Origin of the sequence: Paraburkholderia bryophila, from assembly GCF_013409255.1 — a bacterium.
GTDB lineage: Bacteria > Pseudomonadota > Gammaproteobacteria > Burkholderiales > Burkholderiaceae > Paraburkholderia.
The window spans coordinates 2,333,451-2,360,120 of sequence record NZ_JACCAS010000002.1; the positions used below are offsets into that span (position 1 = coordinate 2,333,451).

The window sequence follows — 26,670 nt, forward strand, 5'->3', positions numbered from 1 at the left end:
GGGGTCATGGTCAGCAATACGCACATCCTCAGCAAAAAAACGCTCTAAACAATACTGGCCAGCGCTTTCGTAAACCTGGCCACCGCACCTTCAACGTCATGCAGTTTGTCCAGGCCGAATAACCCAATGCGGAAGGTTTTGAAGTCTTCAGGTTCGTCGCACTGAAGCGGAACGCCTGCCGCGATCTGCAAGCCGGCATCGGCGAACTTCTTGCCGGATCGTATTCCGTCATCGTCCGTGTAGCTGACGACCACGCCTGGCGCCTCAAAACCTTCGGCCGCCACGCTTTTGAAACCGTTCTCCGCGAGGAGTGAGCGAACGCGCTTGCCGAGCTCAAGTTGCTCCGCTCTCACTTTCTCGAAGCCATAGGCCTCGGTTTCCTTCATGACGTTACGCAACGTCGCGAGGCCGTCGGTGGGCATCGTCGCGTGGTACGCGAACCCGCCGTTCTCATAAGCTTCCATGACCTGCAGCCATTTGCGAAGATCGCAAGCGAAACTGGTGCTGGCTGTCGCATCGATTCTTTCGCGGGCAAGCGGGCTAAGCATGACCAGCCCGCAGCACGGTGACGCACTCCATCCTTTTTGCGGGGCGCTAATCAGAACGTCGACGCCGCTCGCTTTCATATCGACCCAGACCGTGCCGGAGGCAATGCAATCCAGTACAAACATGCCGCCGACGTCATGCACAGCATCGGCCACCGCACGCAAATAGGCGTCTGGCAGCATGATCCCGGATGCGGTTTCGACATGCGGTGCAAACACCAGATCTGGCTTGTTTTCGCGGATCGCAGCGACCACGTCTTCGATCGGGGGCGGTGCGTAGGCAGCCTGTCTCCCTTGTTCGACTGGACGCGCCTTCAGCACGATCGATTCGGACGGTATGCCGCCCATGTCGAAAATTTGCGACCAGCGAAAACTGAACCAGCCATTGCGGATGACCAGACACTTTTTGTTCGTCGCGAACTGCCGGGCAACGGCTTCCATGCCGAAAGTCCCGCTACCCGGGACAACAACGGCCGACTTCGCGTTGTAGACTTTTTTCAGGGAAACGGAAATGTTGCGCATGACTCCCTGGAAGAGTTGCGACATGTGATTGATTGATCGGTCGGTGTAAACGACTGAATATTCGAGGAGCCCCTCGCGGTCGACATCGGGAAGTAAGCCTGGCACGTTTGTCTCCGTTTATAGACGAATAGTTGGATCGAAAACTGATTCTAGCTAAACCACCTGTGGCTGAGGCAAAGAGCATTTTGGCACGATTGGATCCGTCCTCGTACTTTGCTCCAAACCGGCCTTTCACAAGAGACCCTGCTCCCTATCGCCTTCCGCGATCTCTGCCGCCAGCTCATCGATTTGCGACTCCGCAAACACGCGGATGCCATGCTCCCGCAGCAACGCGACAGTCACGCCGACTCCAGGATGCGCTTCCCCACTAAATGCGCCGTCGTAAATGAAGGTACTACCGCAAGAGGGGCTACCGTCCGCAAGTAGCGCATAGCGGCAGTTTTCAGCCTTGGCGCGGTCGAGCGCATGGCGGGCACCCACGATAAAGAGCGCGGTCACGTTTGCGCCGGTGTTGTCCTCAATCGTCGCGTTGCTCGCCAGAACATCCACACCTGTGCGGCGCAGTTGTATTTCCGCCGGTGGGCGCGGAGTCGGGAAGCCGGCTGCCACTTCGGGGCAGACGGTAACGAGGCGGCCTTCGTCGCGCCAGCGGGACAACCACGCGTCGCGCGTGAGTTTGGCCTGGCCGTTATAGCGGACTGGGTGGCCGACGAGGCAGGCGCTGACCAGGATCTTCAACATAAGCGGTGACTATGAGTCCCGTGGGGCGTGGGTTTGAGGTGTGTTGATTGTAGCCTCGCCAGCCGTTGTTTCAGGCTGACGCGCGATCCGCGCCCGCACCTCAGGCGTCGCCAGACAAGTAGCAACCGCTTCATAACCCGGCGCGCCGGGATACGGCGCCACACGAACCGGCGCACTATGATTCGCGGGACAGAGAATAATCGCTTCGTCGGGCCCGATCGCCGCCAAGTCCAGAATCGCTGAAGAGCGTGTCATCAGGAAAAAAGGTCGCACACCGGCACTCGCACGGAGGCGAAGAAACGTGATCAACGCTTCCTGTGTGACCCCATCGAGGTCCTGTTCGACCATATCGACAACCAATGCAGCGGGGCCATCTGCTTCAAAAGCTACCAGCAAGATTGTCAGTGCTTCAGATTCAGTTGCGCCCTCATCGACAAGCCATTCCACCGCCCGATCGACGCGCGACTTTAAAGTCGCATCGGCCTTCAGCAAGTCGAGCGCCGCGACGCCTTTATCCTGCAACCGATCCAGCCCGAGGAATACAGCGTCAGGCAACGTCTCCGCGAGACGAAGCGCCAGCCTGGTCTTGCCGCTGCCCAGAGAACCGATGATGTAGTTAAGCGGACGAATGTCGCGAACTTCGAAATGTTCACCGCCCCAAGGCCACGGAAGCGCAAATTCCACGCTAATCCCTGTTCGATCGATGAGTCGGGTCAACTCTCCATCAACCGGCATCTGACCACGCGCAAGATCGGAGCGGACCCGCCGGATTCTGTCCAGCTTCTGAACAAGATCCTGCAGTTCATTATTCAATGCGGTTTCATGCGCCGCCAAGGCGGTTGCCAGGCTTTGGGGATCGCCATCCAACACTCGCGCTACTTGGGCAAGACTGAGGCCTAGAGCACGCAGAGCCACAATCTCGCCGGCGCGATCCATTTCGTTCGGACCATACACGCGGTATCCGGCTGCCGTTCGGCCTGGCGTGACCAGTCCCTGCTGCTCATATAACCGCAATGCTTTGATCGACACACCGAGCTGACTGGCCGCTTCTGATGCGTTAAAACACGGGGCGGAAGAGCTCATTTAGTCACCTCGTTCTGTTGACCGGTTGCGGTAAGCATGAGGGCGGCCCTTGGGGCCGGGTCAACTAAATTTTAGAGCACTGCCGTGGCTTGCGCGTGAAGCGAGTTTGCACCTTGCCGTTACGACACGAATCCGAAACCCGCCAGCACATCCCACGCCACGTGCATTAGAAGCCCCGCGCGAATAGCCACGCGAAAGCCCGTGTTGATGCCGGGCCAGTCGGGTTTTCGATTCGTAAAGCAGACGCCCGTAAGGAACGCTGTTCGGATGCGTGGCTGCCCAACGCCAATCCCCCTTAATGTCATTTAAGAAGATTTAACCGCTCGCCCCGCGCGAGACCCGTTTCAAGTTGTTATTCTTTTTTGCCGGCTACTTCGCCAGGTGGCTTTTTTGTTTGACGCAAAGAAACTCGCTTATCGAGTCGAAACGAAGCACGAAGGAACACGCATGAAAGCGACGATTTCCACCGGCATCGCCCTGGCGGGCTGGATGCTGGCGCTGACCTCGTCCAGCAATACGTTTGCGCAGAGCACGGTGAGCTTGCAGGGCGTTATCGACAGCGGCGTGACCTACGTCAACAACCAGCGCGGCGGCGCGGTTACGTTGTTCGATAGCGGCATCTTGACGCCCACCACGTTGACCTTGAAAGGCAGTGAGGATCTCGGCCGCGGCAACAAGGCGTTGTTCGAGTTGACGTCGCAATTCGATTTCGGGAGTGGTGCGTCTGTGCCGGGCGCCGGGCAGATATTCAATCGCACCGCCCTGGTCGGACTCGCGAATGACCGGCTCGGCTCGCTGACCTTCGGCAACCAGTACGACTTCATGTTCGACACGCTATCGCTAGGTCAGTATGACGGCGCGTTGCTGTTCGGCGGTCTCTATGATTTTCGTCAGGGTCCCTTCGCGGCGCTAGGCGTACCCGGCAATCCGACCGGCTCGTTCGATTTCGACCGCATGGCGGGTGGCACGCGTGTGCCGAATGCCATCAAATATCGCGGCCCGGAAATAGCCGGCCTGACTGTCGGCGCGCTTTATGGGTTCGGTGGCGTGCCCGGGTCTTTTTCGGCCGACTCGACTATCAGCTTCGGCGCGAACTATGTGAACGGCCAGTTGGGTGTTGGCGCGGCGTATGTGGAAGTGAAGTACCCGCAGCTTGGCAACGGTCATGACGGTATCCGCAATTTCGGTTCCGGTGTGCACTACAAGTTCGCGCGTGTCCTTGCGATGCTGCTCTACACGAACACCAAAAATACCGCGAGCGGCGCGAAGATCGATGTTTATAAAGGCGGCGTGCTGTGGAACGTAGCAGGGCCGTGGGCGTGGGGTCTGGACTACCAGTATATGAAGGGCAATGAGGTCCTTCAGGACAACCGCGCGCAGCAGGTCACGACGGCTCTGCAATACAACTTCTCGAAGCGCACGACGGCGTACGTCGAGGCCGTGTTTCAGCGGGCGAGTGGGGACGCCGCCGAAACCGGGGCCTGGATCAATGGTTTACTGCAGCCGGGAGGCGCGTCGAGTAGCCGTTCGCAGACACTCGCGCGCGTCGGTATGCAGACCAGGTTTTGACGACGTCGGCTCGCACTTACCGTGGATGGAACGTGCTTTATTGCGGCGCTTTTCCATCCACGCTCAACGGCTCGACGTTAGCGGTGCCATCTGCTGCCACCGTCGCGTTGAGCCGGCGCTTGCCAGTGTTGTCCACCAATACGACGCCGGACCCGCCCGCGTTATTGAGGAACAGATAACTCGACGCGCCACCTGGCCGGTCGAACTTCACATGCGCGCCCTTGTCGTCGACGGCGAGCGCGGCCGTCGGCCATGCCGGATTCGGATTGGCAAGCGTGACGGACGGTCTGCCCGCGGCATCGAGTGCGACAGTCGCACCGACCGTGCCGGATTCGCTGAGTAGAACCAAGGTCGGCACACCGTTGCTCGCCGACAGCACGATGCGCGGACGGCCTTGTTGATCGACGATGCGTACTTCCTGAGTGACGAAGGGCTCGGGTGGCAACGAAACAGGCATGGTCTTTTCCCTCGAATGATGGTTTGCGGCGGCAGCAACGTTAATGATCAGGCCATCGTCCGCAGCAGATATTTATGCTGCCCAGACAACACCAGCTCGCCGCGCTGATTGTGAACGGTGACAGCGGTCGTCACTTGACCTTTGTCGCCCACGGGTTCGAGAGCGACGATCTCCAGTGCCGAGAAAAGCGTGTCGCCGGAGTGAACCTCGGCGAGAAACTTTGCCGACAATTCGGTGAAGGCCACGAAGATCGCGCCGAAGTTGTGCGGCAGCAGCGTCGCGCCGGGCGCAGTGAACGCGAGCACCTGGAGGCCATGCACCACGGGCGCCGAATGACCGTAACGCTGGGCGTAACCTACGTCGTAGTGGATCGGATGGTTGTCGCAGGAAACGGTTTGGAACGCGGAGGCATGAGCGTCGGTCAGCGTGCGGCTCGGCGCACGAAAGATCTCGCCGATTCGCAGCTCGGCAAACGTGCGCGCGGGGACGATCTGCCAGTCGGTTGGGTCAAAGCTGAAAGCCATACGTTCTCTCCTTGAGTTCTGCGATCAATGGAATTGAGCGTATCGGCCTGAAGCCTGAAAAGCTTTGTGATTTTATTAATTGACCTTAACCGGACAAGGTGCCGGCAAAGCTTTGACGATCGAGGTACTCCATTGTCTTGCGCAATTGCCGGATCAAAGCAACGGCAACGTCACGCGAATGTGCTCCGCAAACGCGGTGGTCAAATGCGAGGGCCGATCCCGCTCGAACTTCAGCGTGATGCCGATAGCCGGCAAAGCGGGCAACTGCGGATCATCGCTGATTACGCAGAGATCCGAAGCTACCGCCGTCTGCGTAATCACCGCGAAAGCCTGCCCTGAGCGCACCAAAGCCGTGAGCCCGGCAAGACTGCTACTCGCATAGGCAATGCGATAACGCCTCCCCACACGCTGCAGCGCCTCGCATGCCGCCACATGATCGAGCGTATCCGGATCCGAAAGCGCTAACGGCAGCGGATCGAAGTGCGCGGAATCCATTCCCGGACAGCCCACCCAAACCAGCGGTTCCCGGCGAATGATGTTCGCATCGGTCGCGTCTTCCGGCAGTGAGATCATCGCCAGATCCAGCGCATGCATCTCCAGTTGTTCGCGCAAGCGCGGAGTAGGAGCGCAAATAACCTCCACCAAAGCCTGCGGATGCTGACTGGAAAACTGCCGCAATAAATGCGGCAGAAAGACGGCCGCGTAGTCGTCCGGACACCCGAAGCGGATCGTCCCCGACAAGCCTTTTCCAGAAAGATCCGCCATCGCTTCATCGTGCAGCCGCAGAATGCGCTGAGCGTGGACCAATAACCGTTCACCGGGATTCGTCAGCACGACCCCGCGACCGGTGCGCTGGAACAGCGGCTGATCGACGATTTCTTCGAGGCGCTTCATCTGCTGACTCAGCGCCGACTGGGTCCGACCGATCCGATTGGCCGCACGACTCAGCGCGCGGACTTCGGCAATCACGACAAACGAACGCAGCAGATCGATTTCGAGTGAGAGGCTCAAGATATTAGACTCGCTTCTAGCTTCCATTAGAACTATTCGTTTCTATGAAACCAGAGAGCCCTCTAGACTGCAAGCTATTCCCGCTACCCGGCCAAGGAGAAGCACAGTGTCCCGCAACGACGACGCAACGTTCTGGCGCAACGCCAGGCAGCACCTGATCCGCTACGGCGGCACCTTCGAGCCGTTGATCATCGAGCGCGCTCAGGGCAGCTTTGTTTATGACGCGGACGGCCGTGCGATTCTCGACTTCACGTCGGGGCAAATGAGCGCGGTGCTTGGGCACAGTCATCCGGACATCGTGTCCGTCATCAACGAATACGCCGGCAAGCTCGACCACCTGTTCAGCGGCATGCTGTCACGCCCGGTGGTCGACCTCGCAACGCGCCTCGCCGACATCACGCCCGACGGACTCGACCGCGCGCTGTTGCTCAGCACCGGCGCGGAGTCGAACGAGGCCGCTATTCGCATGGCGAAGCTGGTCACCGGCAAATATGAAATTGTCGGATTTGCGCAGTCGTGGCACGGCATGACGGGGAACGCTGCGTCCGCAACCTATAGCGCGGGTCGTAAGGGCGTCGGTCCCGCGGCGGTTGGCTCTTACGCGATTCCCGCGCCGTTTCCGTATCGGCCGCGTTTCGAGCGTCACGGTGAATACGATTACCTGGCGGAATTGGACTACGCATTCGATCTCATCGACCGTCAATCCAGCGGCAATCTGGCTGCCTTTATTGCAGAGCCGATTCTCAGCTCCGGCGGCATCATCGAATTGCCGGAAGGCTACATGGCCGCGTTGAAGCGCAAATGCGAGGAACGCGGCATGCTGCTGATCCTCGACGAAGCGCAAACCGGAGTGGGGCGTACAGGCACGATGTTCGCCTGTCAGCGCGACGGCGTCACGCCCGACATTCTCACTCTGTCGAAAACACTGGGCGCGGGTTTACCACTCGCGGCGGTCGTGACTTCCGCGCAGATCGAAGAGCGGGCTCACGAATTGGGTTATCTGTTCTATACGACTCACGTGTCCGATCCGCTGCCGGCCGCCGTCGGTCTGCGTGTGTTGGACGTGGTCGAGCGCGACGGGTTGGTCGAGCGTGCGAACGTGATGGGTGCGCGACTCAAACGCGGTTTGCTGGATCTGATGGAAAGCTTCGAATGCATCGGCGACATTCGCGGACGCGGGTTGCTGCTGGGCATGGAGATCGTCAAGGATCGTCGCACGAAAGAACCGGCGGATGGGCTCGGTGCAAAGATTACCCGCGAGTGCATGAACCTGGGGCTCAGCATGAACATCGTGCAGTTGCCGGGCATGGGCGGTGTGTTCCGGATCGCGCCGCCGCTGACCGTCAGCGAAGAAGAGATCGATCTGGGTCTGGCACTGCTGCGGCAGGCGATCGAACGCTCTCTCTGACCTGCCGCTTGTTTGGGCTCGTTCTAGTTATGTGGCCACAGGTAGCAGTATTGCTGACTGTCTTCGAAACTGGGGCCGACGGTGCCGTCGGCCGCGATCTCTTTCAGCCATCCATTCGGATCTTGCGAGGTGGGTGTGTCGCCGCAATTGGTGTGAACCCAATGAATCCCGCCTTGAAAGGGAAGGCCGCATAGTTCGAGTCTGTCGCCCACTGCAATGCTGTTCAACGGCGGCGGCACAACGGCTGCATCTTGCTGATAGCCCGACGCGAAGACATTGTCGATTGCGACGTCGTAATCCGCTCCGTCCGCTTCGCCCTTCAGCGTTAAATGCGTGTGCGACAGCTCGACGCCTTTGCGGAACATTCCGTGTTTGAAGGTGGGTGGGGACACGACCTGACCGACAAGCAGCGTTCCCGCATTGGCGGCGCATTGCTGTGCGTCGTCGGCAAATGCACGGGTGGATAGCAAAGCAAGCACGAAACATAAACTGGCCGACGACCGGACGCGTCGTCGGATGCTGCGGCCCTCGTGAAAGGTTAAAGACGACATGGCAGAAGCTCCCTCAGTGTTTTGATTTGATCATGCAGCCCGCGCAGTAGAACAATCCATGCGAAAGGAATTGCCTTCACGCCGACTCGCGTAATGCGCCTATCTTCGTCACCGAAACGCTGCGGCAGTTTATCAGCCTGGTGTGCGCGAATTATGCGCAAGCGTTCTTTTGCCGGTGGACAGATAAAGCATGATCAATCGATATCTTTCTGGCGAGACCGAAGCCTGTGCTCCTAGGTGAAAACCGCCGCAGCAAGCGTAACAAGCGCTCAGGGTAACGCGTCAGAACGACTCGCCCACCATCTCTTCGCTTTTGCGCCAGAGCGCGGCCGCGTGATCCGTGTCGAGCGCATAACGCCGAACGCCTTCGCTGATGGGCGTAATGACCACGTCATCCGCAACGATTTCGCTCACATGGCAGTTTTCGCAGTATTTGCCGCCTACCTCGTCGGCTGCCGCTACCGCCGCTGTCCATACCGAGGTGGCCGCGCCTTGCGGAACCGTCTTGAACTGGAACGGCCCCTTGCCCTCCGACGCAAGCTGACTGTTGATGTTTTCCAGCATCGCGGTCATCTGGCCTTGGTCCATATGGCGTGCCAGTTCCGTCATGATTCCGCCCGGATGAACGGCCGCCGCTCGCACACCGCGTGCCTTGTGGCGCTGGTCGAAGGCCACCGCAAAGAGGATATTCGCGGTCTTGGCGCGACCGTATGCAACGAATGGATCGTAGGGCGTGTGCTCGAAGTTGGGATCGTTGAGATCCACGTCCGCGAAACGATGTCCTGACGACGCCAGCATGACCACCCGACCACCCGGGCGGATCAGCGACGCCACGCGATTCACGAACACGAAATGCCCGAGATGATTCGTGCCGAACTGCGTCTCGAAGCCGTCCGCTGTTTTGCCGAACGGCGTGGCCATCACGCCCGCATTGGCGATGATCACGTCGAGCGGTTGGCCTTGCGCGAGCAGCTTGTCGGCGCAAGCGCGAACGCTCGCGAGGCTCGCGAGATCGAGTTCGATCAGCTCGATACTGCCGCCTGCCGCAGTGGCTTCGCGTTGTGCTTCAACGGTCGCCTGCTGCGCTTTTTTCAGGTCCCGGGCCGCGCCGATCACGTTCGCCCCGCGCGCGGCGAGTGCCCGCGCCGTCTCCACGCCCAGCCCCGCGGAGACACCCGTGACGAGAATTCGCTTGCCGTGAAGGTCAACGCTCGCGAGTACCTGGTCGGTCGTTGTGGTTGCACCCAATTTCTCAGTCATCTTCGCTGCTCCATCACAATAGAGTTGACGTCATTCCCTGTCCGGGATAAAACGGAGTGAGCCTCCGCTTTTAACTATACTAAACGGAGCTAGCCTCCGTTTGCAAGCACTCAAACGTATCGATGAACGAACCGACACCCAAAGAACGAAAACCCAGGGCGGACGCGCTGCGCAATCGCGAGCGCATTCTCGAGGTAGCGAAAACGGCGTTTACCCACGCGCAAGGCGAGATCAGCCTGGAGGAGGTCGCCCGCCAGGCCGGCGTTGGCGTCGGCACGCTCTACCGGCACTTTCCGACGCGCGACGCGCTGCTTGAGAGTGTCTATCGTGCCGAGGTGGAGAGGCTGGCCGAGGAGGCGCGCAAGCTGACCGATTCGCTGCCGCCGCTCGAAGCGCTGCGCGCCTGGATGACGCTTTTCATCGACTACATCGCGACGAAGAAGATCATTGCGCCTGCATTGAATTCGATTGTCGGCGGATCGACCAAACTGTTCGAATCGTCCGGGGCGCAGATCATGGACGCGATCCACTCGCTGGTTGCGCGCGCCGTCGCGAGTGGTGATATCCGGGCGGATCTCGATCCGCTGGATCTGCTTCGCGCACTCGTAGGCGTTTCAAATGTCGCGTCCGCGCCGGACTGGCAGCAGAGTGCCAAGAGGCTGGTCGATATCCTGTTGCTCGGATCGCGACCGCAGGACTAGTGCGGGTTTTCAGATCGATGCGCGGACAACCAACGCGCTGATAACGTCATGCGATGCGACGCCTTCACTCTGCGCGTCGTGGCGCATGGCTCGCATTGCCCAATAGCGTCGGTAGTCCGGACACGCTATGCTTTCTCGCCACCCTCCAAGTGCGCAGGGGTGGCCTTCCGACCCGGCAGGCAAACGCGCCCGCTCAGGTGGAACGCAACTGGACCCAACCAGCAGTGCGCACCAACGAGCCAGCGATCCGCCGCCCGCCTGTATGCCATTGAGCCACCTGTTGTTAGCGGCCGAGCCGCCCCAGCTTGCGCCGGGCATCGTACACAGCAATTTCAGCGTGCAGGGCGACGCCCGTCATAGCTTCCTCTCGTGGCAGGAACGCATGAGTCCGGTCTACGACATTCAGCCTGCCTCAAAGCACGCCGACGAAACCTTCGACGCCGCGATGTCCCGCTACTCGATCGACGATCTCAGCTTTTTCCATTTCCGCACTGGCCCGAATCTGGCCGTGCGCTCACTGGGACGCGTCTCGACGGAGAACATTCGCGACGTTTCATTTAGCGTGTTTCTGGAAGGCCGGCCTGGTGAATTCGTGAGCGGCAAGCAAGGGCGGGACGCATCGCCCATCGCATCCATGCCGACTATTCTTGCGCTGGATATGGATCAGCCGTGCGCCGTACGGAGCTTTCATGGCCGGATATTGTTGTTCTTCGTGCCGCGCGCGCTGGTCGAAAAAGCCTTTCCCGACGCGGCGTCGCTGCATGGCCGCCGGGTCGAAGCGACAACACCGTTGACCCGCACGCTGATAGCGCATCTGATCGCGCTCAATCGGCAAATCGTCGGCCTGAGCAAAGACGACGCGCGTCAGTCCTTTCTTACCGCGGTCGAATTGCTGGCCGCTGCATTCAGCCGGCAAGCGGGCCTATCCGGCAACGCGCGCGCGGCGGTGCGCGCCGCGGTGTACGGACAGGTGCGGCGCTATGTCGAGGCGCATCTGCACGACCCGGAGTTGTCGACGGAGCGCGTATTGGCGTCGCTGCATGTGTCGCGTGCCAGCGCGTACCGTCTGTTCGAGCATGAAGGCGGTCTGGCGACTTATATCGCCAGTCGCAGGTTGCGAATGGCCGCCGATGAACTGGTCCGCTTTCCGCATCTCGAAGTGCGGGACATCGCGGCGGGACTCGGCTTCAACAGCGCATCGAGTTTCAACCGCGCGTTTCGTCGCGCGTTCGATATCGCACCGCGCGATTTGCACGGGTATGCGCCATTACTCCGGCGAGAGAGGGAAGGGTTCGCGCGTCATACGAACTGGCCGACGACGAGCCAGTCGGCACAGGCTACACATGTAGCACACGCGGCGCACGTTCACGCGTAAGCTCAACGTTTGACGCTCGCTGCGGCGGTGCTTAAATCGTGGTTCGCGAGATCGATCGCTGCATCGAGTTGCTGTCGCTCCTGCTCTGTACGATGAAATCCGTTGCCTGAAGCGCAACGGTGTCCGAACCGGCGACTGAACGCTTGATGCCGGCTCGCGCCAGAATGCGTTTCAAGAACTTGTAGAAGAGTTCGAGTTGTCTTGCGTCCGTGGCTTTCGGCTCGAGATCGAACACATGCTCGAGCACACGGCGTGACACGTAGAAACGTTGCAGTCCGTGAACAATACGAACCTGGAAGACGACGCCGTCGCTGTTGTGCGGCACCGCTGCCCAAATGAGTGAATGACTACTCATGGAGCCCCCGTGGATCACAGTCTTAAGTTCTGAAGCTGGTCAATCCATACTCGCACATCCAAATGGCGGGGCATTATTTTTCAAAATTGTGACACCACAATATTTGACATTTTCACCACAGTTTTTTATTGCAATGCAGCAAACAGTCTATAGACTCAATGATGAGCGCCCGCATTGGTGCGCGCGCAGTTTTGCCACGACGGGAGAATGCGCCATGACGACGCTTCAGTCTTTACCCACTCCGACCGTTCCTGTACTGCATGTCTTCGAACAAGCCGGTGGCTGGCACTGGGGCATTACGATTCCGCGCGGTGTGGGAAGCGGATTCAAAGTGATTGCGTTCAGTGAGAGTACTTTTCCGGTTGAAGACGCTGCACGCACTGACGGGAGTCAGGTACTCGCCAGCCTTGAGGACACGGCGGCTCACAACTGACTCGTTCCGATACCTGTTCATTGGGAACGCCCGATCCGGACCTAACCCGCGATCTCCCGGTATCTGGAAAATTTCGACGTCTGTCCGATCCCGGGGTTGAAGCAGTTGCACGGATCGAGCTGCTGATAAAACGCCGCAAGCTGCGGTTTCGCGCGATACAGGTGGCCCACGTTGTGTTCCGCCGGATATTCGGCGCCACGCCGGTCCAGCAGTGCCCACATCTTATGTTCGACTTCCAGGCAGTCGTTGCCCTTCCTGACGATGTAATCCTGGTGGAAAACGTGGCACAGGAAGTGCCCGTAATACAGCTTGATGGCGATCGCTGCCTCGATCTCGGGCGGCAGCGTCTCGATCCAGTCGCGATCGTTACGGCGTAGCGCGATGTCGAGCGCGACGATGTTCTCGACCTCGCGGGTATGCACGGCACGATAACGGACGGCTGCGCCGGCGGCGGCGAAGCGATGCAGAAATGCTTTCGTGCCTTCCTCGTCGGTACATTCGAAAAATCCGCCGGTCGCCTTGGCGAAAAAGCTCGCGAGAAACTCGCGCGTTTCGTCGACGTTGTCGGCCGCGACTTTCAGCATCAGATGATGCTCGTATCTGTCGCGGTACTGTTTCATCCGTTGCGGCAGATGACTCGGGAACAGCCGGCTCGCGGCCTGCAACACACGGTCGGTGAGATGCGAAGGCAGAAAGCCGAGCCGATCGAATAGCGCGTCGAAGCGGCTTTTGAGTCCGAACAGCGCGGGCAACCGCGACGTGCCGAGATAGTGGATCGCCAGAAACATATCTTTGCCGTATTTCTCGGCAATGTCGAAGGCGTCCCGATGGAGATATTCGCCCGAGATCGGCACGGCTTTAAAGTCGTGCAACGCGTGACGGCGAATTTCGGTGAGTTCGTCGGGGCGATTCGTGCCGATATAGAAAACCTTCGCGTTCTGTTCGATCGGGAAGGTATCGAGCCGCACGGCAAACACCATCAGCTTGCCGGCCGAGCCTGACGCTTCATGAAGACGCTGCGGGTCGGCATTGAAACGCGCGGGTGTGTCGGCATCGATCTCGCGGACGTGGCTCGCATAGCCATGGTCGGATCCGGCGCCTGCGTCGTGCCGGACGTCGGCGTCCGAGAATGCGCCGCGTTCCAGTCGGCCGAGGATATCCTCGGGCATGTCGCCGAGTTCAATCCCGAGATGGTTCACGAATTGCAGCTTGCCTGCGGCATCCACCTGCGCGAATGCCGCCATTTCCGTATAGGCCGGACCCCGCTGCACCAGCGCGCCCCCCGAGTTGTTGCAGACACCACCAAACACCGACGCCCCGATACAGCTCGAACCAATCACCGAATGCGGTTCGCGGCCAAGGGGTTTCAGCGTCTTTTCCAGTTGATCGAGCGTGGCGCCTGGCAGGCAGACCACCTGCTTGCCGCCGTCGATCACCATCACCTTTTTCATGCGGCTCGTGCTGACAATCACGATGTCGCGATCATAGTCATCGCCGTCGGGTGTCGAGCCGCCGGTGAGTCCCGTGTTCGATGCCTGCGCGATCACGATCACGTTCGCCGCGATGCACGCCTGCAGGATTTTCCATTGCTCGACGATCGTGCCGGGCCGGACCACCGCGAGCGCCTTGCCTGCGCCAAAACGGAAGCCCGTGCGAAAGCGCCGGGTTGCGGCGTCGTCGGTCAAGGTGTGCTTTTTGCCGACGATGGCGCGCAGCTCCGCGATCAACGTATGGGCCACGTCGTCCCGATCGGCGACTAGCGGTGTTTGCGCTGCAGACATCGAATTCTCCTCATAAGCGTTGGGTGTGACGCGCGTCGATTTCGTCCGATGGTTTGGGCTGCGACCTTTGAGCGCATCAGGTTGACACGAAGGTTAAAATCAGCCAGGTCATTAGTCCAATATCTTGAAGTCGTCATTTGGAGACGAAAAACATATGGAATTTCGCCAACTGCGTTACTTCCTCGCCGTCGCCGAGCATCTGCATTTCACCGACGCCGCGACCCATCTGGGGATTGCGCAACCCCCTTTGAGCCAGCAGATCCTGAAGCTCGAACGGGAAATCGGCGCGCCGCTGTTTATCCGGCATCCGCGCCGTGTCGAACTGACTGAAGCGGGGCGGCTCTTTCGCGAACGCGCACGGCGCATCATCGAAGATACGCAGCAGGCCTTCGTCGAAGTGCAGAACGCGGGACGTGGGGAGACGGGGCGGCTTTCGCTCGGCTTCGCGGGGTCGACGGTGTTTCATCCGACCGTTGCAATAACCATGCAGCGTTATCGGCATGCGTACGAACGCGTATCGATCAGTTGCGAGGAGAGCAACAGTTCGCTGCTGCTGGATAAAGTCGCCGAGCGGCAACTCGACGCCGCGCTCGTGCGCATGCCGCTGAACTGCCGGGATCTGGTGGTCGAGCCGCTCGTGGACGAAGACATGCTGGCCGTGTTGCCGGCGAACCACCGTTTGAGCCGGCGGCGGCGCATCAATCTTGCCGACCTGGCGGATGACCCGTTCATTCTCTTTCCGCGACCCATCGGCCCGGATCTCTACGATTCCATCATTGCCGCCTGCCAGGAAGCCGGCTTCGCGCCGTCGATCGGCATGGAGTCGCCGCAGATTTCATCGGCGGCGAATCTGGTGGCGGCGGGCTTCGGCGTTGCCGTGGTTCCCGCGTCGATCCGGCAAATTCAGGTGGAAAACGTGTCGTATCACGCGCTGCAGGGTAATCCGCTTTCGACGGGTATTGCGTTGATTCACCGGCCGCGCGAAAAGTCGCCTACCGTGCTGAATTTCGTCAGGATTTTGCGGCAACAGCGAGCCGTTGCGCGGACGCGGTGAGGGACATGTAAGCGGAGAATTTTTGCTTCGTAAGCATGCGGCGTTCTGATCGCGTGTTGCCCGGATTCTCCCAGTGCAGGTTCGGATATTCCCTGGTGCGTTTTACCCCGTTTTACCCTTTAGGACCTCGCGCAAAGCGTCGATAACGTAGAGACACGCCGGCATCGAAATCCCGTCTATCAGAGGACCGGAGTCGGTCTTCGTCGATCACATGCCCGTTGTCGCGTTGCATATCGAGGTGAAACTATGGGAACGAAATTGCTGCTGGGTATTTCAGTGGCGGTGGTGTCTTTTGCCGGACTGCTGCATCCCGTTTCTGCGCGCGCCGACGGCCCGGCATCGGCTTATGGAAAGGGCGCTGCCGATGCCTCGCTCGATCCGGGTGAAGAGCGCTTGACGGCCGACGAAGAAAACAACGCGCGCCTGAAAGATCTGAGCGATGCCTATCACAATGGCTACAACGCGCGGGCCAAGGAAGACGCCGAGACGTACACATCGTTGCGCGAGCAATTGAAGCGTCCGCCGAAGGCTGCTGCGGCGCAGGTCATGCCGCCGCTCCCCGAAGGCATGCCGGGCGATGAGGAGGCGCAGGTGACCTCCGTACAGAAGCCGCAGATAGCGCAGCGCGCGTTGCCGCCGCAACCACAACCGCAACTGCAACCCCAGCCGCAGTACCGCCAAGCGTACCAGCAGCCGCAATATGCGCCGCCTCGGCCAATGCAGTACCAACCGGCGCCGGAATACGCGGAAGCGCAGAACTATGCGGAAGCGCCCGCATACGCTGAAGCCGAGGACGAATATCCGCAGTATCAGCAGCCCGCGTATGTAGCGCAAGCCTACGGTCCGCCGCCTCAAGCGCCGCAGCGCGTCGAGTATGTGGCGATGGTCGGCCAACAACAGGCTTACGTGCCGCAACCGCCTCCCCAGGTGTTGGTGCAGCCGGTCATGATGGTGCGCCGCCCCCAGGCCTACGCGGGATATCGGCGAGCTTATTGGGCGCGTCCTTATCGGCAGCCGCGTCCGGTTCGATACGGCTATTCGGTGCAGGCCGCCGACTATAGCGGATGGCAGTAAGCACCTGCTTCACGTTATGCCCCCTTACACATGGAGGTGTCAGGACGTGAAGCACACCCTCGTTAAAACTCGCCGTCTCGCGAATCGGAACGACCGGATTCGTCGGCAAGTGAAGGATGGCCTGATGTCGAAGAGTGAGCCTTCCGTCACTCGCCCGACAAACCTTCGTCGCGTAGAACCCGCTGCACAGCGGTCCGGTTCCGCACGCGCTCGTACCAGGCTTGCAGATGCACGAGTGGGGTGAAATCGATGTCGGCGTTGTACACCGATTTCATCCACGTGGCCTTGCCCCAACCGGTTAGCGCGAACAGATAAGCGTCGGCGATCGTGAACACCTCGCCCATCAGAAATGGCTTGTCCGACAGTTGTTTATCGAGCCACGCAAACCGGCTTTCGAGCTTCGGTTTCGCGGTGTCGACATACTTGCCCGCCGCAACGGCGTAGAGCAACGGAATGAAGCCCTTGTGGATTTCTGACGTCAAAAAATTGAGCCACTCCAGAAGCCGGTATCGCTCCATGGTGCCGTGGCTCGGCGTCAAAAAGGATGCCGGCCGTTGATCGGCCAGATACTGTGCAATCACCGGCCCTTCACGCAGATAACTGCCGTCGTCCAGTTGGAGTAGCGGCACGTAGCCCAACTCGTTCACGTCGTAATAGTCGGCGCCGCCTTCGATCCGATGCTTGCGTGCATCGACCTTGATCACTTCCGCGTGGAGTCCCGTTTCCTGCAAGACGATATGAATCGCCTGCGAGCAACTGCCGGGCGCGTGATAGAGCTTCATCGGGTTTTCTCTTCCAGGTAAATAGCGTGTTCTGCGCGCTGTCGCGGCAACGCGGCTAATATCCGGCAAGCGGGATAAAAAAGGAAGAAGGCAGAATAGTGTGGTGAAGGTACAAAAAATATACTTACCGAGGACGGGCGAATGAAGAGCAGTGCAACCGGATGTTCGGTCGAGGAAGCCATGCGTCTGCTGGGCGGACGTTGGCGTTTGTTGCTGGTTTCCTATCTTCTGGATGGCCCCAAACGCTTCACCGATTTACGCAGGGACGTGCCCGGCATTTCGCAACGCATGCTGACCCTGGACCTGCGCGCGCTTGAAGAAGCCGGTCTCGTACTGCGCACGGTATTTGCTCAAGTACCGGTTAAGGTCGAGTATCAGCTTACCGAAGACGGCGAACGTCTAAGGCCCGTTGTCGAGGTGATGCGTGATTTTGGCCTTTGGCTCAAGGCGCGGTCCGCGCTGCTGGTGTGACACGCTCGGCCGCTGTTCCGGCGCCGGTTTTGTCGGACTCTCTTGCCGCGAAATTTAAAACGGGCGTACTTTTCTTTTGGTGACGCGGAGACGGTTTTGCGAGCGTGCGAGGTCTCGCACCACGCGTGAAAACACGCACCGGCAGAGTGCACCGTGTCGCCGGCATTGATTGCCACCGCACGAACGATCGGCGCCAAACATGGCACAGTGAGACATGGGTGACCCGTCGGGGCATGACGATGAAATCGACTGTTTTCAACACGCTGGCGGCCATTGCGTCGCTAGGGGTCACTTTTGCTCCGCTGCCGTGCTACGCCGACGAGCTCGATCGGCAGATGGACTGCACGTCGAGCCCGCATGAGTTCATCGGCGCGCTTCTGGACAACCAGTCCATCGACCCGAAGCCCATGCGTATCGAAGCCAACTCGGTCAACTCGTTTCGCCCGACGCGAGGGACCAAATTGAGCGCGTTCGGCTTTCATGTCTACGCGGTGTTCGGCTACGAGCAGGACGAGCCGATGTTCAAACGGGGAAGCGGTCAACCCGTCAAACCCTGGACGTACGGCGTGGTGGTGACCGCGCCCGCGGCGTCGGTCGAAGCGAGCGTGCGCCGTGCAGGAAGCGAGGCGACCGTTCACGAGGTCATTCCGTTTCTTCTCACGGCCGTCTATTGCAACGGGCATTGAGGTATTGGCCTTATTGATGGGACGCCGCGTTCTCCGAGCGGGTCTGGCGGCGCTCCATGCACAATGCCAACGTGGCGTATGTGCGAAGATAGCCATTGGAAACACCGCCTCGGATCAGTTTTTTTGCGAGGTGTGGTTTCACCCGGCGCAAACGATCAATGACTGAGCATGGCCAATGAACTCCACTACCCTGCCTCGCGCTGACGGACCCGCGTGGATGCCTGTTGCGGTTGCCGAAATCGGCGTCGCGCGTTTCCCGATTGGCGAGACAAATCCGCGCATTGTCGAGTACAACAATCACACCAACCTGGTCGGCTACGACGACAAGGTGTCCTGGTGTTCCTCTTTTATCAACTGGTGTCTGGCAGGCGTGGGCGTTGATGGCACGCGCTCGGCGTTAGCACGGTCGTGGCTCGATTGGGGCGCGCCGCTTGAAAATCCCGTCTATGGCTGCATCGCTGTATTGACACGGGACGATCCCACCAGTTGGAAAGGACATGTTGGTTTTTATGTTCGCCACGACGCTGAGTCGATCTATCTGTTCGGTGGAAACCAACTGAACGAGGTTCGCGAGTTGGCTTATCCGCTGGCTTCGGTGCTTGGATACCGATGGCCGACGTAGATCCGGAGGGTGGGCTATGCCTTCCCAGAGCGCGAGCTTCGCCCACCTCCCCGACTCAAACCCCACTCAACCGCAAGCCGGCTTCGCCTTCTTGCACGCATCCGCAAGCTGCGGCGGCGGATCTTTCTTGAACACCGTCTTATAAGATTCAAGCACGTTCGACTGCACCACCGGCAACGACTGCACACCGATCCACGCAGGCGGCGTCTGTCCGATCAGCGCTTTCATCATGGCCAATGCTTCGGCGACGCCCTGGTCATAAGGACGTTGCGAACCCGTCGCCTTGAGCGGTCCGCCCTTGGCGATCTCGATCGCGGATTGCAGACCCAGGTCGACCGTCGTCACGGGAATATTCACACCCTGCGCGCGCATCGACGTCAGCGTGTCGAGCGCCGGCTGATCCCAAACGGCGAACAAGCCCTTCACGTCTGGATTCCCCGTCAGAAAGTCGCCCGCGATCTGCCCGACTTTCGACGGATCGGTGAAGTCGACCTGCTTGATCTTGAGGTCCGGACGGTTCTTCTTCATCCAGTCGTTGACGGCCTTGGTGCGTTCTTTCGTGCTGAAGTAATCCACACCGAAATTCACGAGCCCGATAGTCGACCCTTTCGGCACGCACGAAGCCAGCACCTTCGCCGCGATCTGGCCGTTGCCTTCGCTGTCCGCCGAAATCATCGACGCGTATTGCTCCGGATGCTTCAACCCCGTCGGCACGTTGTCCATGAACACGAGCTTGATACCGGCTTCCGACACCTTCTTGTAGGTGGCGGCCGTCGCGGTGCCGTCGACCGGAATGGAAATGATCCCGTCCGGATGGCGCTGAATGGTGTTCTCGATATCGGCGATCTGCTTGTCGACCTGGTATTCGGCGGATGCCGTGCCGATCACTTCCACGCCGTATTTCTTGAGCGTGTCGGTAATGCCTTGCACCTGCAATTGCGACCAGTCGAGGTTCATGGTCTGCATCGAAATGCCGACCTTGAATTTACCGGCCTTGATCTTGGCGACGTCGGCGGCGCTCAGTTGCACGGCGTCCACTGAAGCTGCTTTTTCGCCATTCGGCCCCTGGCCGACAATCGTCTTCGGACCGATCGAACCGACCGGCAGGCTGGTCACGCATTGCGCGTAAGCCCCCGACGAAACCAGCGTTGCAACGGCGGCCGCTGCGAGGACGCCACCTAATACCCTGTTCGAGCCACGACGATGTTGCTTCATGATTCTCCTCCGTTGGTCTTCACGTTTGTATTACGGCTTAACCTGTCTCCTGCCATTCGCGGACAACACGCGGGCACATCGCGCGGTTTCCGCCCATCACGAGTGGTCGACGTGCCCTCGTCACTTCCTGGTAAATGCCACCGCCGCGACGATGATCGCCCCCTTGATCACCAGTTGCAGCGACGAACTGACGCCAAGCAGCACCAGCCCGTTATTCAGCGTCCCGATGATGAGACTCCCGAGCAGCGTGCCGAGCACGAAGCCGCGCCCGCCGAACAGGCTGCAACCGCCGAGCGTGACCGAGGCGATCACGTCGAGTTCGAGTCCTTGCACCACGTCGGGCCGCGCCGCATGCGAGCGCGCGGACAGCACGAGCGCGGCGAGTCCGGCCAGCATGCCGGTGAGAATGAACGCCAGCGTGGTCACGCGGCGCGTGTTGATGCCGGAGTAGAGCGCGGCCGTCGGGTTGCCGCCGGCGGCATAGATCTGCCGCCCGAACACGCTGTAATGAAGCAGCAGAATGCCGGCGATTACCGCCAGCACCGTCCAGATGATCGGCACCGGTACGCCGAAAATATCGCCTTCGCCGAAGATCGCAATGAACGAGTCGTTGCTGATGATCACCGGATGGGTCGTCGTCACCATCAGTGCGAGACCGCGTGCGGCGCTCAAGGTGCCGAGCGTGACCAGAAACGAGGGGATGTTTAGCCGCGTGGTCAACACGCCGTTGAGTGCGCCGACTATTGCACCGGTGCCGATGCCCGCGATCGCGCCGATGATCCAGTTGTCGCCCACATACGCCATGGCCAGCGCCGCCGACATGCCCGACAACGCGAGCGTGGAGCCCACCGACAAATCGATCTGCCGCGCAATGATCACGAAGGTCATGCCGATCGCAATGATCGACACGAGCGCAGTTTGCCGGCCGATATTGAGGAAGTTGTCGATGGAGAGAAACCACGGCGACGCGAAACTGAAGACGACCAGCAGGATCGCGAACGCGCCATACAGCGCGTAGGGACGGTCGCCTTGCAAGAGAAGTTGCGCGATGCGCCGTGCGCGGCTTTTCTGCGGCAGAGAGGCCTGCCGTTCGGCCGTCAGCGGCGAGACAGATTCATTCATGTTGCGTGCGCTCCGGCGGAAGTCCCTGCGTGGGACTCGAAAGAAGAACGGGAAAGTTGAATCAGGTGATGCAACGCTTCGGCGTTGGCGAGTTCGGCGCGCGCAAGGGTCTTGACGATGCGGCCGTCCGCGACGATCGAAATCCGGTCGCACAGGCGCAATAACTCGTCGAGATCGGACGACACGATGAGCACGCCGGTGCCGGCCTGCGCGGCGTCGTGGACCACGCCGTAGATTTCCTCGCGCGCGCCGACGTCGACGCCGACAGTCGGTTCGTCGAGCAGCAGCAACTTCGGGCGCGGATGATTCCACTTGGCGAAGACCACTTTCTGCTGATTGCCTCCGGACAGAAACTTGACCGGCGTCGACGAGCCCGGCGCTTTAACGGCGAGTTCTTTCATCGAGCGTTTCGCCTGCTGCTCGGCTGCTTGACTGCGCAACCATCCCCAGCGGGAAAACTGCGGCAGTCGCGGCAAGGTCAGGTTGCGTTCGATCGAATGCTCCAGCACGAGTCCTTCGAGATGTCGGTCTTCCGGCACTAGCGCCACGCCGAGCTGGATCGCGTCGGCGGGTGAGACGCGGGAACGTGCAACACCGTCGATTTCGACCGTCCCGGTCTCCACGCTTCTCAGTCCAAAGATGGTTTGCAGAATCTCGGTACGTCCACTACCGATCAATCCCGCGAGCCCATGAATCTCGCCGCGTTCAACGACGAGGTCGACATGGCGGAGCCGGTCGTTGCTCACATTGGAGAGCTTGAGCACTGCGGGGGGCGGAGCGGTAGACGCCGTAGCAGATGTAGCAATAGAAACTTCATCACCAGCAACCGCCGCCTTTGCCTGCAACGCAGCATGCTTCGGACCGACAATCGCCGCGACCAGTTGCTTCATATCGGTCTGCGCGGTCGAGAACATGCCGGCATTCGCACCGTCGCGAAAGACGGTGACGCGCTGCGAAATCCGGAACACCTCATTCAACCGATGCGTCACATAGATCACGCCCACGCCACGATCCGTCACCGCGCGAATCGCGTCGAACAGAATCTGTTCTTCGCCACCGGTGAGCGCCGACGTGGGCTCATCGAGAATCAGCACCCGCACGCGACCCATCAACGCCTTGCAGATTTCGGTCATTTGCCGGTACGCGAACGGCAATGCGCCGACCGGTGTCTTCGGATCGAGCGGAATGCCATGCGAGCGGAGAAATTCGCCGACCTCGGCCATCAACTGGCGGTTCTTCACAAAGCCGAGCCGCGTGCGAGGCTCGCGCCCCAGCATCAGATTGGCGCCAACCGATAACGACTCGACCAGACTCAGGTCCTGATAGACCACGGCCACCCCCGCCTCGCGCGATCGCGCCGGCGAGTCGAACGCCACCTTCTGCCCATCGATTTCGATGACGCCTTCGTCATAAGCGTGCACGCCGCTGAGGATCTTGATCAGCGTGGATTTGCCCGCGCCGTTCTCGCCGAGCAACGCATGGACCTCGCCGGGCAACACATCAAGGTTGACGCCGCGCAGCGCCTGCACGCCGCCAAATCGTTTGGTGACGCCCGCTACACGGATCAATGGAACCTGAGGCGATGACGCGGCCGCGACCGCTACCGGTTCACTCATCTGGCATGTCTCCTTCGTCAATGTCGACGATTTTCTTTTCTTTGTGTCGTGCGCTCGGAAAACTCCGAGTTGTGATGCTCGCACCATGATTTTGGTGCGCCAATAACATTCGTCGCAGGAAAACGGGCCTTCTGACCCGCTCATGTGAAGATTTGCTCGTAATGCTTGTTATGATTCTATCAATCGTTGTAGCATAAGTGCGAACAAATTGTCAGCGGCCGTTGTGCGCTGCGCCAAATTTCCGGATGTCTTATGCCTGAAGCTCCTTCGTTGTCTTCATCGGTCGTCGCGCTGCGCGGCGGGCCGCTCGTTCATCCCGTGCGCAATCCCGGCACGCCGTTCGACGCGTCGTGGCTGGACGGCTTGCGCGTCAATCAGTCCGCGGTCGAGCGGCGCACGGCGACGCTGGCCACGCGCCGCACGGTCAAGAAAGACGCGCAGGCGGCGTGGTTGTTAAAGGCCGTGACCTGCATCGACCTGACCACGCTCAATGGCGACGACACCGAGGGCCGCGTGCGGCGTCTCTGTGCGAAAGCGCGTCAGCCGGTGCGCGCCGATCTTCTGGAAGCGCTCGGTATCGCGCCGCAGGGCATCACGACCGGCGCGGTCTGCGTGTATCACCGCTTCGTGGCGGCCGCCGTGGACGCGTTGCAAGGCAGCGGCATTCCGGTCGCGGCAGTGTCGACCGGTTTTCCGGCGGGCCTGATTCCTCATCCGCTGAAGCTGAAGGAGATCGAGGCGTCGGTCGCGGACGGCTCGATGGAAATCGACATCGTGGTAACGCGCGAATACGTGCTCACCGGCAACTGGCAGGCGCTGTACGACGAAGTGCGCGACTTCCGCGCCGCTTGCGGTCCCGCGCATCTGAAGACGATCCTCGCGACCGGCGACATTAAAACGCTCTCCAACGTGGCGCGCGCGTCGATGGTCTGCATGATGGCCGGCGCCGATTTCATCAAGACGTCCACGGGTAAAGAAGGTGTCAACGCGACGCTCGACGTGTCGCTCGTCATGGTGCGGATGATCCGCGAATACCAGGAGCGCACCGGCGTGCCGATCGGCTTCAAGCCGGCGGGCGGTGTGTCGAACGCGAAGACCGTGCTGTCGTATCAGATCCTGATGAAGGAAGAGCTGGGCCGCGCCTGGCTCGAGCCGGAGCTGTTCCGTATCGGCGCATCGAGTTTGCTCGCCGATATCGAACGCCAACTCGAACATCACGTGAGCGGCCGTTATTCCGCTTTCAACCGTCACCCCGTAGCCTGAACAGAAGACCGATCCCATGAGCGTAGCCGAGTATTTTTCATCGATGGAGTACGGTCCCGCACCCGAGGACGATCAAGCCGCGCGCGCCTGGCTCGCGCGCCATGAGGCAGGCTTCGGGCACTTCATCAACGGCGCATGGCATGCGCCCGCAGCCGGTGAACGTTTCGTTTCGCACGCGCCCGCTAGCGGCGAAATGCTCGCCGAAGTCGCTCAAGGAGACGCCGCCGACATCGACGCGGCCGTCGCCGCCGCGCGCGCCGCGCAGCCGGGCTGGCTCGCATTGGGCGGCGCGGGGCGCGCACGGCATCTGTATGCGCTGTCGCGCATGGTGCAACGTCATAGCCGCCTGTTCGCCGTGCTCGAAGCGCTCGACAACGGCAAGCCGATCCGCGAAACGCGCGATATCGATGTGCCGCTGGTCGCGCGGCACTTCCTGCATCACGCGGGTTGGGCGCAACTGCAGGACAGCGAGTTCGCCGACTATGCGCCGCTGGGCGTGGTCGGTCAGATCGTGCCGTGGAATTTTCCATTGTTGATGCTCGCATGGAAGATCGCGCCGGCGATTGCAACGGGCAACTGCGTGGTGTTGAAGCCCGCTGAATACACCCCGCTAACAGCGTTGCTGTTTGCCGAACTCGCGCATCAGGCCGGCTTGCCGGCGGGCGTGCTGAACGTCGTCACCGGCGACGGCAGCACCGGCGCGGCGCTGGTCGAGCATCCGCAAGTCGACAAGATCGCGTTCACCGGGTCGACGGAAGTGGGTCGCCTGATCCGTGCGGCCACCGCGGGCACGGGCAAATCGCTGACGCTGGAATTGGGCGGCAAGTCGCCCTTCATCGTATTCGACGATGCGGATCTGGACGGCGCGGTGGAAGGTGTCGTCGACGCGATCTGGTTCAACCAGGGCCAGGTGTGTTGCGCGGGCTCGCGGCTGCTCGTGCAGGAAGGGATCGAAGCGCGCTTCATCGCGAAGCTGAAGCGGCGCATGGAGACCTTGCGCGTCGGCACGTCGCTGGACAAGAGCATCGATATCGGCGCGATCGTCGATCCGGTGCAACTCGAACGGATTCAGTCGCTGGTGGAAGCCGGGCGGCGCGAAGGCTGTGCGATCTGGCAAGCGGCCGATACGACGATGCCTGCAAACGGCTGCTTCTATCCGCCGACGCTGGTCACGGGTGTTGCGCCGGCTTCGACGCTCGCGCAGGAAGAGATCTTCGGGCCGGTGCTGGTGACTATGAGCTTTCGCACGCCCGACGAAGCCGTGGCACTCGCCAACAACTCACGCTACGGATTGGCCGCGAGCGTGTGGAGCGAAACGATCGGACGTGCGCTCGATATCGCGCCGCGCCTTGCTTGCGGGGTGGTGTGGATCAACGCGACGAACCTGTTCGACGCGGCGGTCGGTTTCGGCGGTTATCGCGAGTCGGGTTACGGACGTGAAGGCGGCCGTGAGGGCATCTACGAATATCTGAAACTGCGTGACTGGCTCAACCTTGCCAAGCGTCAACCGCTTGTTCGCAAGGCCGGTGCAGGCCGCTTCGAGCCGACCTCGAATGTCGCGCTGATCGACCGTACCGCGAAGCTCTTTATCGGCGGCAAGCAGGTGCGTCCGGACAGCGGATATTCGCTGCCGGTCCATGCACCGGACGGAACGGCTGTCGGCGAAGTGGGCGAGGGCAATCGCAAAGACATTCGCAACGCGGTCGAAGCAGCGCGAGCCGCGCAGAAGTGGTCGCAGGCAAGCGCGCATAACCGCGCTCAGGTGTTGTTCTATCTGGCGGAGAACCTCGCGGTTCGCGCGGACGAGTTTGTGCGGCAGCTCATGGTGCGCAATGGCGCGACGGAAAACGCGGCGCGTGCCGAAGTCGACGCGTCGGTCACGCGCCTCTTCACTTACGCAGCGTGGGCCGACAAGTTCGACGGTGCCGTGCACACGCCGCCGTTGCGCGGTGTCGCACTGGCAATGCATGAACCGCTCGGCGTGATCGGCATTGCGTGTCCGGACGAAGCGCCGTTGCTCGGCTTCGTTTCTCTGATGGCGCCCGCGCTGGCAATGGGCAATCGCGTGGTGGTGTTGCCGAGCGTAGCCTGCCCGCTGACGGTGACCGACTTCTATCAGGTGGCCGAGACGTCGGACATCCCCGGTGGTGTGCTGAACATCGTGACGGGTGAACGCGCCGCGCTGTTGCCGGCTCTTGCCCGCCATGACGACATCGACGCGGTCTGGTGTTTCGGCAGCGCGGAGGACTCCACGCTGGTCGAGCGTGAATCGGTCGGCAATCTGAAACGGACCTTCGTCGATCATGGCCGGCAGTTCGACTGGTACGACCGTTCGAGCGAAGGCCGACCGGTTCTGCGTCAGGCCGTGCAGGTGAAGAACATCTGGATACCTTATGGCGATTGACGGACAGCCTCGTTAAATAGCGTCCGTCAAGCGTCTGAACGACCT

Annotated in this window: 26 protein-coding genes; 12 read left to right on the forward strand and 14 right to left on the reverse strand. The window is 60.6% G+C overall.

The features are described 5' to 3' along the window. Nucleotides 1–44: 44 nt before the first annotated feature. From GGD40_RS31385 to GGD40_RS31390, 3 genes are all read right to left on the reverse strand, one after another. Entirely contained in the window at nt 45–1,172 is a 1,128-nt protein-coding gene (locus GGD40_RS31385) for an aminotransferase class V-fold PLP-dependent enzyme (protein ID WP_179746255.1), read from the reverse strand. A gap of 126 nt (nt 1,173–1,298) precedes the next feature. Continuing rightward, nucleotides 1,299–1,808: a DUF523 domain-containing protein gene (locus tag GGD40_RS37115; RefSeq protein ID WP_257030633.1), complete on the reverse strand. Its 510-nt coding sequence runs from the start codon at nt 1,806–1,808 to the stop codon at nt 1,299–1,301. Nucleotides 1,809–1,817: 9 nt separating this feature from the next. Further along, entirely contained in the window at nt 1,818–2,891 is a 1,074-nt protein-coding gene (locus GGD40_RS31390) for a MerR family transcriptional regulator (protein WP_257030634.1), read from the reverse strand. Between the two features lie 447 nt (nt 2,892–3,338). On the opposite strand from GGD40_RS31390, the gene GGD40_RS31395 reads away from it, so the two are divergent. Further along, a complete protein-coding gene (locus tag GGD40_RS31395) occupies nt 3,339–4,460 on the forward strand; it encodes a porin (RefSeq protein WP_257030635.1) in 1,122 nt (373 codons plus the stop codon). Between the two features lie 37 nt (nt 4,461–4,497). On the opposite strand, the gene GGD40_RS31400 is transcribed toward GGD40_RS31395, so the two are convergent. The 3 genes from GGD40_RS31400 to GGD40_RS31410 all read right to left on the reverse strand — a co-directional run bounded on the left by GGD40_RS31400 (nt 4,498) and on the right by GGD40_RS31410 (nt 6,479). After that, on the reverse strand, nt 4,498–4,917 hold the full coding sequence (locus GGD40_RS31400; protein WP_179746256.1) for a hypothetical protein: 420 nt from the start codon (nt 4,915–4,917) through the stop codon (nt 4,498–4,500). A gap of 47 nt (nt 4,918–4,964) precedes the next feature. Next, nucleotides 4,965–5,441 (reverse strand): MaoC family dehydratase, encoded by a 477-nt coding sequence (locus GGD40_RS31405; protein ID WP_179746257.1) that lies wholly within the window; start codon nt 5,439–5,441, stop codon nt 4,965–4,967. Between the two features lie 153 nt (nt 5,442–5,594). Continuing rightward, nucleotides 5,595–6,479, reverse strand: coding sequence for a LysR family transcriptional regulator (locus GGD40_RS31410; protein WP_179710350.1), 885 nt, complete (start codon nt 6,477–6,479; stop codon nt 5,595–5,597). Between the two features lie 79 nt (nt 6,480–6,558). Between GGD40_RS31410 and GGD40_RS31415 the strand changes: the two genes are divergently transcribed. Further along, nucleotides 6,559–7,860, forward strand: coding sequence for an aspartate aminotransferase family protein (locus GGD40_RS31415; RefSeq protein ID WP_179746258.1), 1,302 nt, complete (start codon nt 6,559–6,561; stop codon nt 7,858–7,860). Nucleotides 7,861–7,883: 23 nt separating this feature from the next. On the opposite strand, the gene GGD40_RS31420 is transcribed toward GGD40_RS31415, so the two are convergent. Together GGD40_RS31420 and GGD40_RS31425 are read right to left on the reverse strand one after the other, a co-directional pair. Next, nucleotides 7,884–8,339, reverse strand: a complete 456-nt coding sequence (locus GGD40_RS31420) for a hypothetical protein (RefSeq protein ID WP_179747112.1) — start codon at nt 8,337–8,339, stop codon at nt 7,884–7,886. A gap of 354 nt (nt 8,340–8,693) precedes the next feature. Beyond that, on the reverse strand, nt 8,694–9,671 hold the full coding sequence (locus tag GGD40_RS31425) for an SDR family NAD(P)-dependent oxidoreductase (RefSeq protein WP_179746259.1): 978 nt from the start codon (nt 9,669–9,671) through the stop codon (nt 8,694–8,696). A gap of 122 nt (nt 9,672–9,793) precedes the next feature. On the opposite strand from GGD40_RS31425, the gene GGD40_RS31430 reads away from it, so the two are divergent. Continuing rightward, nucleotides 9,794–10,372 (forward strand): TetR/AcrR family transcriptional regulator, encoded by a 579-nt coding sequence (locus tag GGD40_RS31430; protein ID WP_179710346.1) that lies wholly within the window; start codon nt 9,794–9,796, stop codon nt 10,370–10,372. A gap of 262 nt (nt 10,373–10,634) precedes the next feature. After that, nucleotides 10,635–11,747, forward strand: a complete 1,113-nt coding sequence (locus GGD40_RS31435; protein WP_179746260.1) for a helix-turn-helix domain-containing protein — start codon at nt 10,635–10,637, stop codon at nt 11,745–11,747. Between the two features lie 31 nt (nt 11,748–11,778). Here the strand turns inward: GGD40_RS31435 and GGD40_RS31440 are convergent, their stop codons facing one another. Beyond that, on the reverse strand, nt 11,779–12,102 hold the full coding sequence (locus tag GGD40_RS31440) for a hypothetical protein (RefSeq protein ID WP_179746261.1): 324 nt from the start codon (nt 12,100–12,102) through the stop codon (nt 11,779–11,781). Here GGD40_RS31440 and GGD40_RS37470 point away from each other — a divergent pair. Continuing rightward, nucleotides 12,101–12,535 (forward strand): hypothetical protein, encoded by a 435-nt coding sequence (locus GGD40_RS37470; protein ID WP_373565382.1) that lies wholly within the window; start codon nt 12,101–12,103, stop codon nt 12,533–12,535. The genes GGD40_RS31440 and GGD40_RS37470 overlap by 2 nt on opposite strands. 41 nt (nt 12,536–12,576) lie before the next feature. On the opposite strand, the gene dld is transcribed toward GGD40_RS37470, so the two are convergent. Next, nucleotides 12,577–14,316, reverse strand: coding sequence for a D-lactate dehydrogenase (dld, locus tag GGD40_RS31450; protein ID WP_179746262.1), 1,740 nt, complete (start codon nt 14,314–14,316; stop codon nt 12,577–12,579). 154 nt (nt 14,317–14,470) lie between these two features. Here dld and GGD40_RS31455 point away from each other — a divergent pair, with 154 nt between their 5' ends. Together GGD40_RS31455 and GGD40_RS31460 are read left to right on the forward strand one after the other, a co-directional pair. Then, entirely contained in the window at nt 14,471–15,370 is a 900-nt protein-coding gene (locus tag GGD40_RS31455; RefSeq protein ID WP_179710341.1) for a LysR family transcriptional regulator, read from the forward strand. Nucleotides 15,371–15,616: 246 nt separating this feature from the next. Continuing rightward, on the forward strand, nt 15,617–16,444 hold the full coding sequence (locus GGD40_RS31460; protein ID WP_179710339.1) for a hypothetical protein: 828 nt from the start codon (nt 15,617–15,619) through the stop codon (nt 16,442–16,444). A gap of 146 nt (nt 16,445–16,590) precedes the next feature. Here GGD40_RS31460 and gstA read toward each other — a convergent pair whose 3' ends face one another. Beyond that, nucleotides 16,591–17,226: a glutathione transferase GstA gene (gene gstA / locus GGD40_RS31465; RefSeq protein WP_179746263.1), complete on the reverse strand. Its 636-nt coding sequence runs from the start codon at nt 17,224–17,226 to the stop codon at nt 16,591–16,593. 141 nt (nt 17,227–17,367) lie between these two features. On the opposite strand from gstA, the gene GGD40_RS31470 reads away from it, so the two are divergent. From GGD40_RS31470 to GGD40_RS31480, 3 genes are all read left to right on the forward strand, one after another. Continuing rightward, nucleotides 17,368–17,697 carry a winged helix-turn-helix transcriptional regulator gene (locus GGD40_RS31470; protein WP_179710336.1) on the forward strand — a complete coding sequence of 110 codons (330 nt, stop codon included), beginning with the start codon at nt 17,368–17,370 and terminating at the stop codon, nt 17,695–17,697. Nucleotides 17,698–17,936: 239 nt separating this feature from the next. Next, nucleotides 17,937–18,383 carry a hypothetical protein gene (locus GGD40_RS31475; RefSeq protein WP_179710334.1) on the forward strand — a complete coding sequence of 149 codons (447 nt, stop codon included), beginning with the start codon at nt 17,937–17,939 and terminating at the stop codon, nt 18,381–18,383. Between the two features lie 175 nt (nt 18,384–18,558). Further along, nucleotides 18,559–19,005 (forward strand): NlpC/P60 family protein, encoded by a 447-nt coding sequence (locus GGD40_RS31480; protein ID WP_257030636.1) that lies wholly within the window; start codon nt 18,559–18,561, stop codon nt 19,003–19,005. Between the two features lie 66 nt (nt 19,006–19,071). On the opposite strand, the gene GGD40_RS31485 is transcribed toward GGD40_RS31480, so the two are convergent. The 3 genes from GGD40_RS31485 to GGD40_RS31495 form a co-directional block, all read right to left on the reverse strand. Then, a complete protein-coding gene (locus GGD40_RS31485; RefSeq protein WP_035555451.1) occupies nt 19,072–20,220 on the reverse strand; it encodes a substrate-binding domain-containing protein in 1,149 nt (382 codons plus the stop codon). A gap of 120 nt (nt 20,221–20,340) precedes the next feature. Continuing rightward, nucleotides 20,341–21,342: an ABC transporter permease gene (locus GGD40_RS31490; protein WP_179710332.1), complete on the reverse strand. Its 1,002-nt coding sequence runs from the start codon at nt 21,340–21,342 to the stop codon at nt 20,341–20,343. Then, on the reverse strand, nt 21,339–22,958 hold the full coding sequence (locus GGD40_RS31495) for a sugar ABC transporter ATP-binding protein (protein ID WP_179746264.1): 1,620 nt from the start codon (nt 22,956–22,958) through the stop codon (nt 21,339–21,341). The genes GGD40_RS31490 and GGD40_RS31495 overlap by 4 nt, the downstream gene beginning before the upstream one ends. Nucleotides 22,959–23,210: 252 nt before the next feature. On the opposite strand from GGD40_RS31495, the gene deoC reads away from it, so the two are divergent. Next, nucleotides 23,211–24,221, forward strand: a complete 1,011-nt coding sequence (gene deoC, locus GGD40_RS31500) for a deoxyribose-phosphate aldolase (protein WP_179746265.1) — start codon at nt 23,211–23,213, stop codon at nt 24,219–24,221. Nucleotides 24,222–24,237: 16 nt separating this feature from the next. Beyond that, entirely contained in the window at nt 24,238–26,625 is a 2,388-nt protein-coding gene (locus GGD40_RS31505; RefSeq protein WP_179746266.1) for an aldehyde dehydrogenase family protein, read from the forward strand. Nucleotides 26,626–26,670: the final 45 nt, after the last annotated feature.

Coding starts and splice junctions, on each gene's coding strand:
- GGD40_RS31490 (WP_179710332.1), bottom strand. CDS start 21,342: ATGAATGAATCTGTCTCGCCGCTGACGGCCGAACGGCAGGCCTCTCTG.
- GGD40_RS31485 (WP_035555451.1), bottom strand. CDS start 20,220: ATGAAGCAACATCGTCGTGGCTCGAACAGGGTATTAGGTGGCGTCCTC.
- GGD40_RS31440 (WP_179746261.1), bottom strand. CDS start 12,102: ATGAGTAGTCATTCACTCATTTGGGCAGCGGTGCCGCACAACAGCGAC.
- GGD40_RS31480 (WP_257030636.1), top strand. CDS start 18,559: ATGAACTCCACTACCCTGCCTCGCGCTGACGGACCCGCGTGGATGCCT.
- GGD40_RS31435 (WP_179746260.1), top strand. CDS start 10,635: ATGCCATTGAGCCACCTGTTGTTAGCGGCCGAGCCGCCCCAGCTTGCG.
- GGD40_RS31390 (WP_257030634.1), bottom strand. CDS start 2,891: ATGAGCTCTTCCGCCCCGTGTTTTAACGCATCAGAAGCGGCCAGTCAG.
- GGD40_RS37470 (WP_373565382.1), top strand. CDS start 12,101: ATGGAGCCCCCGTGGATCACAGTCTTAAGTTCTGAAGCTGGTCAATCC.
- GGD40_RS31400 (WP_179746256.1), bottom strand. CDS start 4,917: ATGCCTGTTTCGTTGCCACCCGAGCCCTTCGTCACTCAGGAAGTACGC.
- GGD40_RS31460 (WP_179710339.1), top strand. CDS start 15,617: ATGGGAACGAAATTGCTGCTGGGTATTTCAGTGGCGGTGGTGTCTTTT.
- GGD40_RS31425 (WP_179746259.1), bottom strand. CDS start 9,671: ATGACTGAGAAATTGGGTGCAACCACAACGACCGACCAGGTACTCGCG.
- GGD40_RS31495 (WP_179746264.1), bottom strand. CDS start 22,958: ATGAGTGAACCGGTAGCGGTCGCGGCCGCGTCATCGCCTCAGGTTCCA.
- GGD40_RS31395 (WP_257030635.1), top strand. CDS start 3,339: ATGAAAGCGACGATTTCCACCGGCATCGCCCTGGCGGGCTGGATGCTG.
- GGD40_RS31405 (WP_179746257.1), bottom strand. CDS start 5,441: ATGGCTTTCAGCTTTGACCCAACCGACTGGCAGATCGTCCCCGCGCGC.
- GGD40_RS31455 (WP_179710341.1), top strand. CDS start 14,471: ATGGAATTTCGCCAACTGCGTTACTTCCTCGCCGTCGCCGAGCATCTG.
- GGD40_RS31410 (WP_179710350.1), bottom strand. CDS start 6,479: ATGGAAGCTAGAAGCGAGTCTAATATCTTGAGCCTCTCACTCGAAATC.
- gstA (WP_179746263.1), bottom strand. CDS start 17,226: ATGAAGCTCTATCACGCGCCCGGCAGTTGCTCGCAGGCGATTCATATC.
- dld (WP_179746262.1), bottom strand. CDS start 14,316: ATGTCTGCAGCGCAAACACCGCTAGTCGCCGATCGGGACGACGTGGCC.
- GGD40_RS37115 (WP_257030633.1), bottom strand. CDS start 1,808: ATGTTGAAGATCCTGGTCAGCGCCTGCCTCGTCGGCCACCCAGTCCGC.
- GGD40_RS31505 (WP_179746266.1), top strand. CDS start 24,238: ATGAGCGTAGCCGAGTATTTTTCATCGATGGAGTACGGTCCCGCACCC.
- GGD40_RS31470 (WP_179710336.1), top strand. CDS start 17,368: ATGAAGAGCAGTGCAACCGGATGTTCGGTCGAGGAAGCCATGCGTCTG.
- deoC (WP_179746265.1), top strand. CDS start 23,211: ATGCCTGAAGCTCCTTCGTTGTCTTCATCGGTCGTCGCGCTGCGCGGC.
- GGD40_RS31475 (WP_179710334.1), top strand. CDS start 17,937: ATGAAATCGACTGTTTTCAACACGCTGGCGGCCATTGCGTCGCTAGGG.
- GGD40_RS31430 (WP_179710346.1), top strand. CDS start 9,794: ATGAACGAACCGACACCCAAAGAACGAAAACCCAGGGCGGACGCGCTG.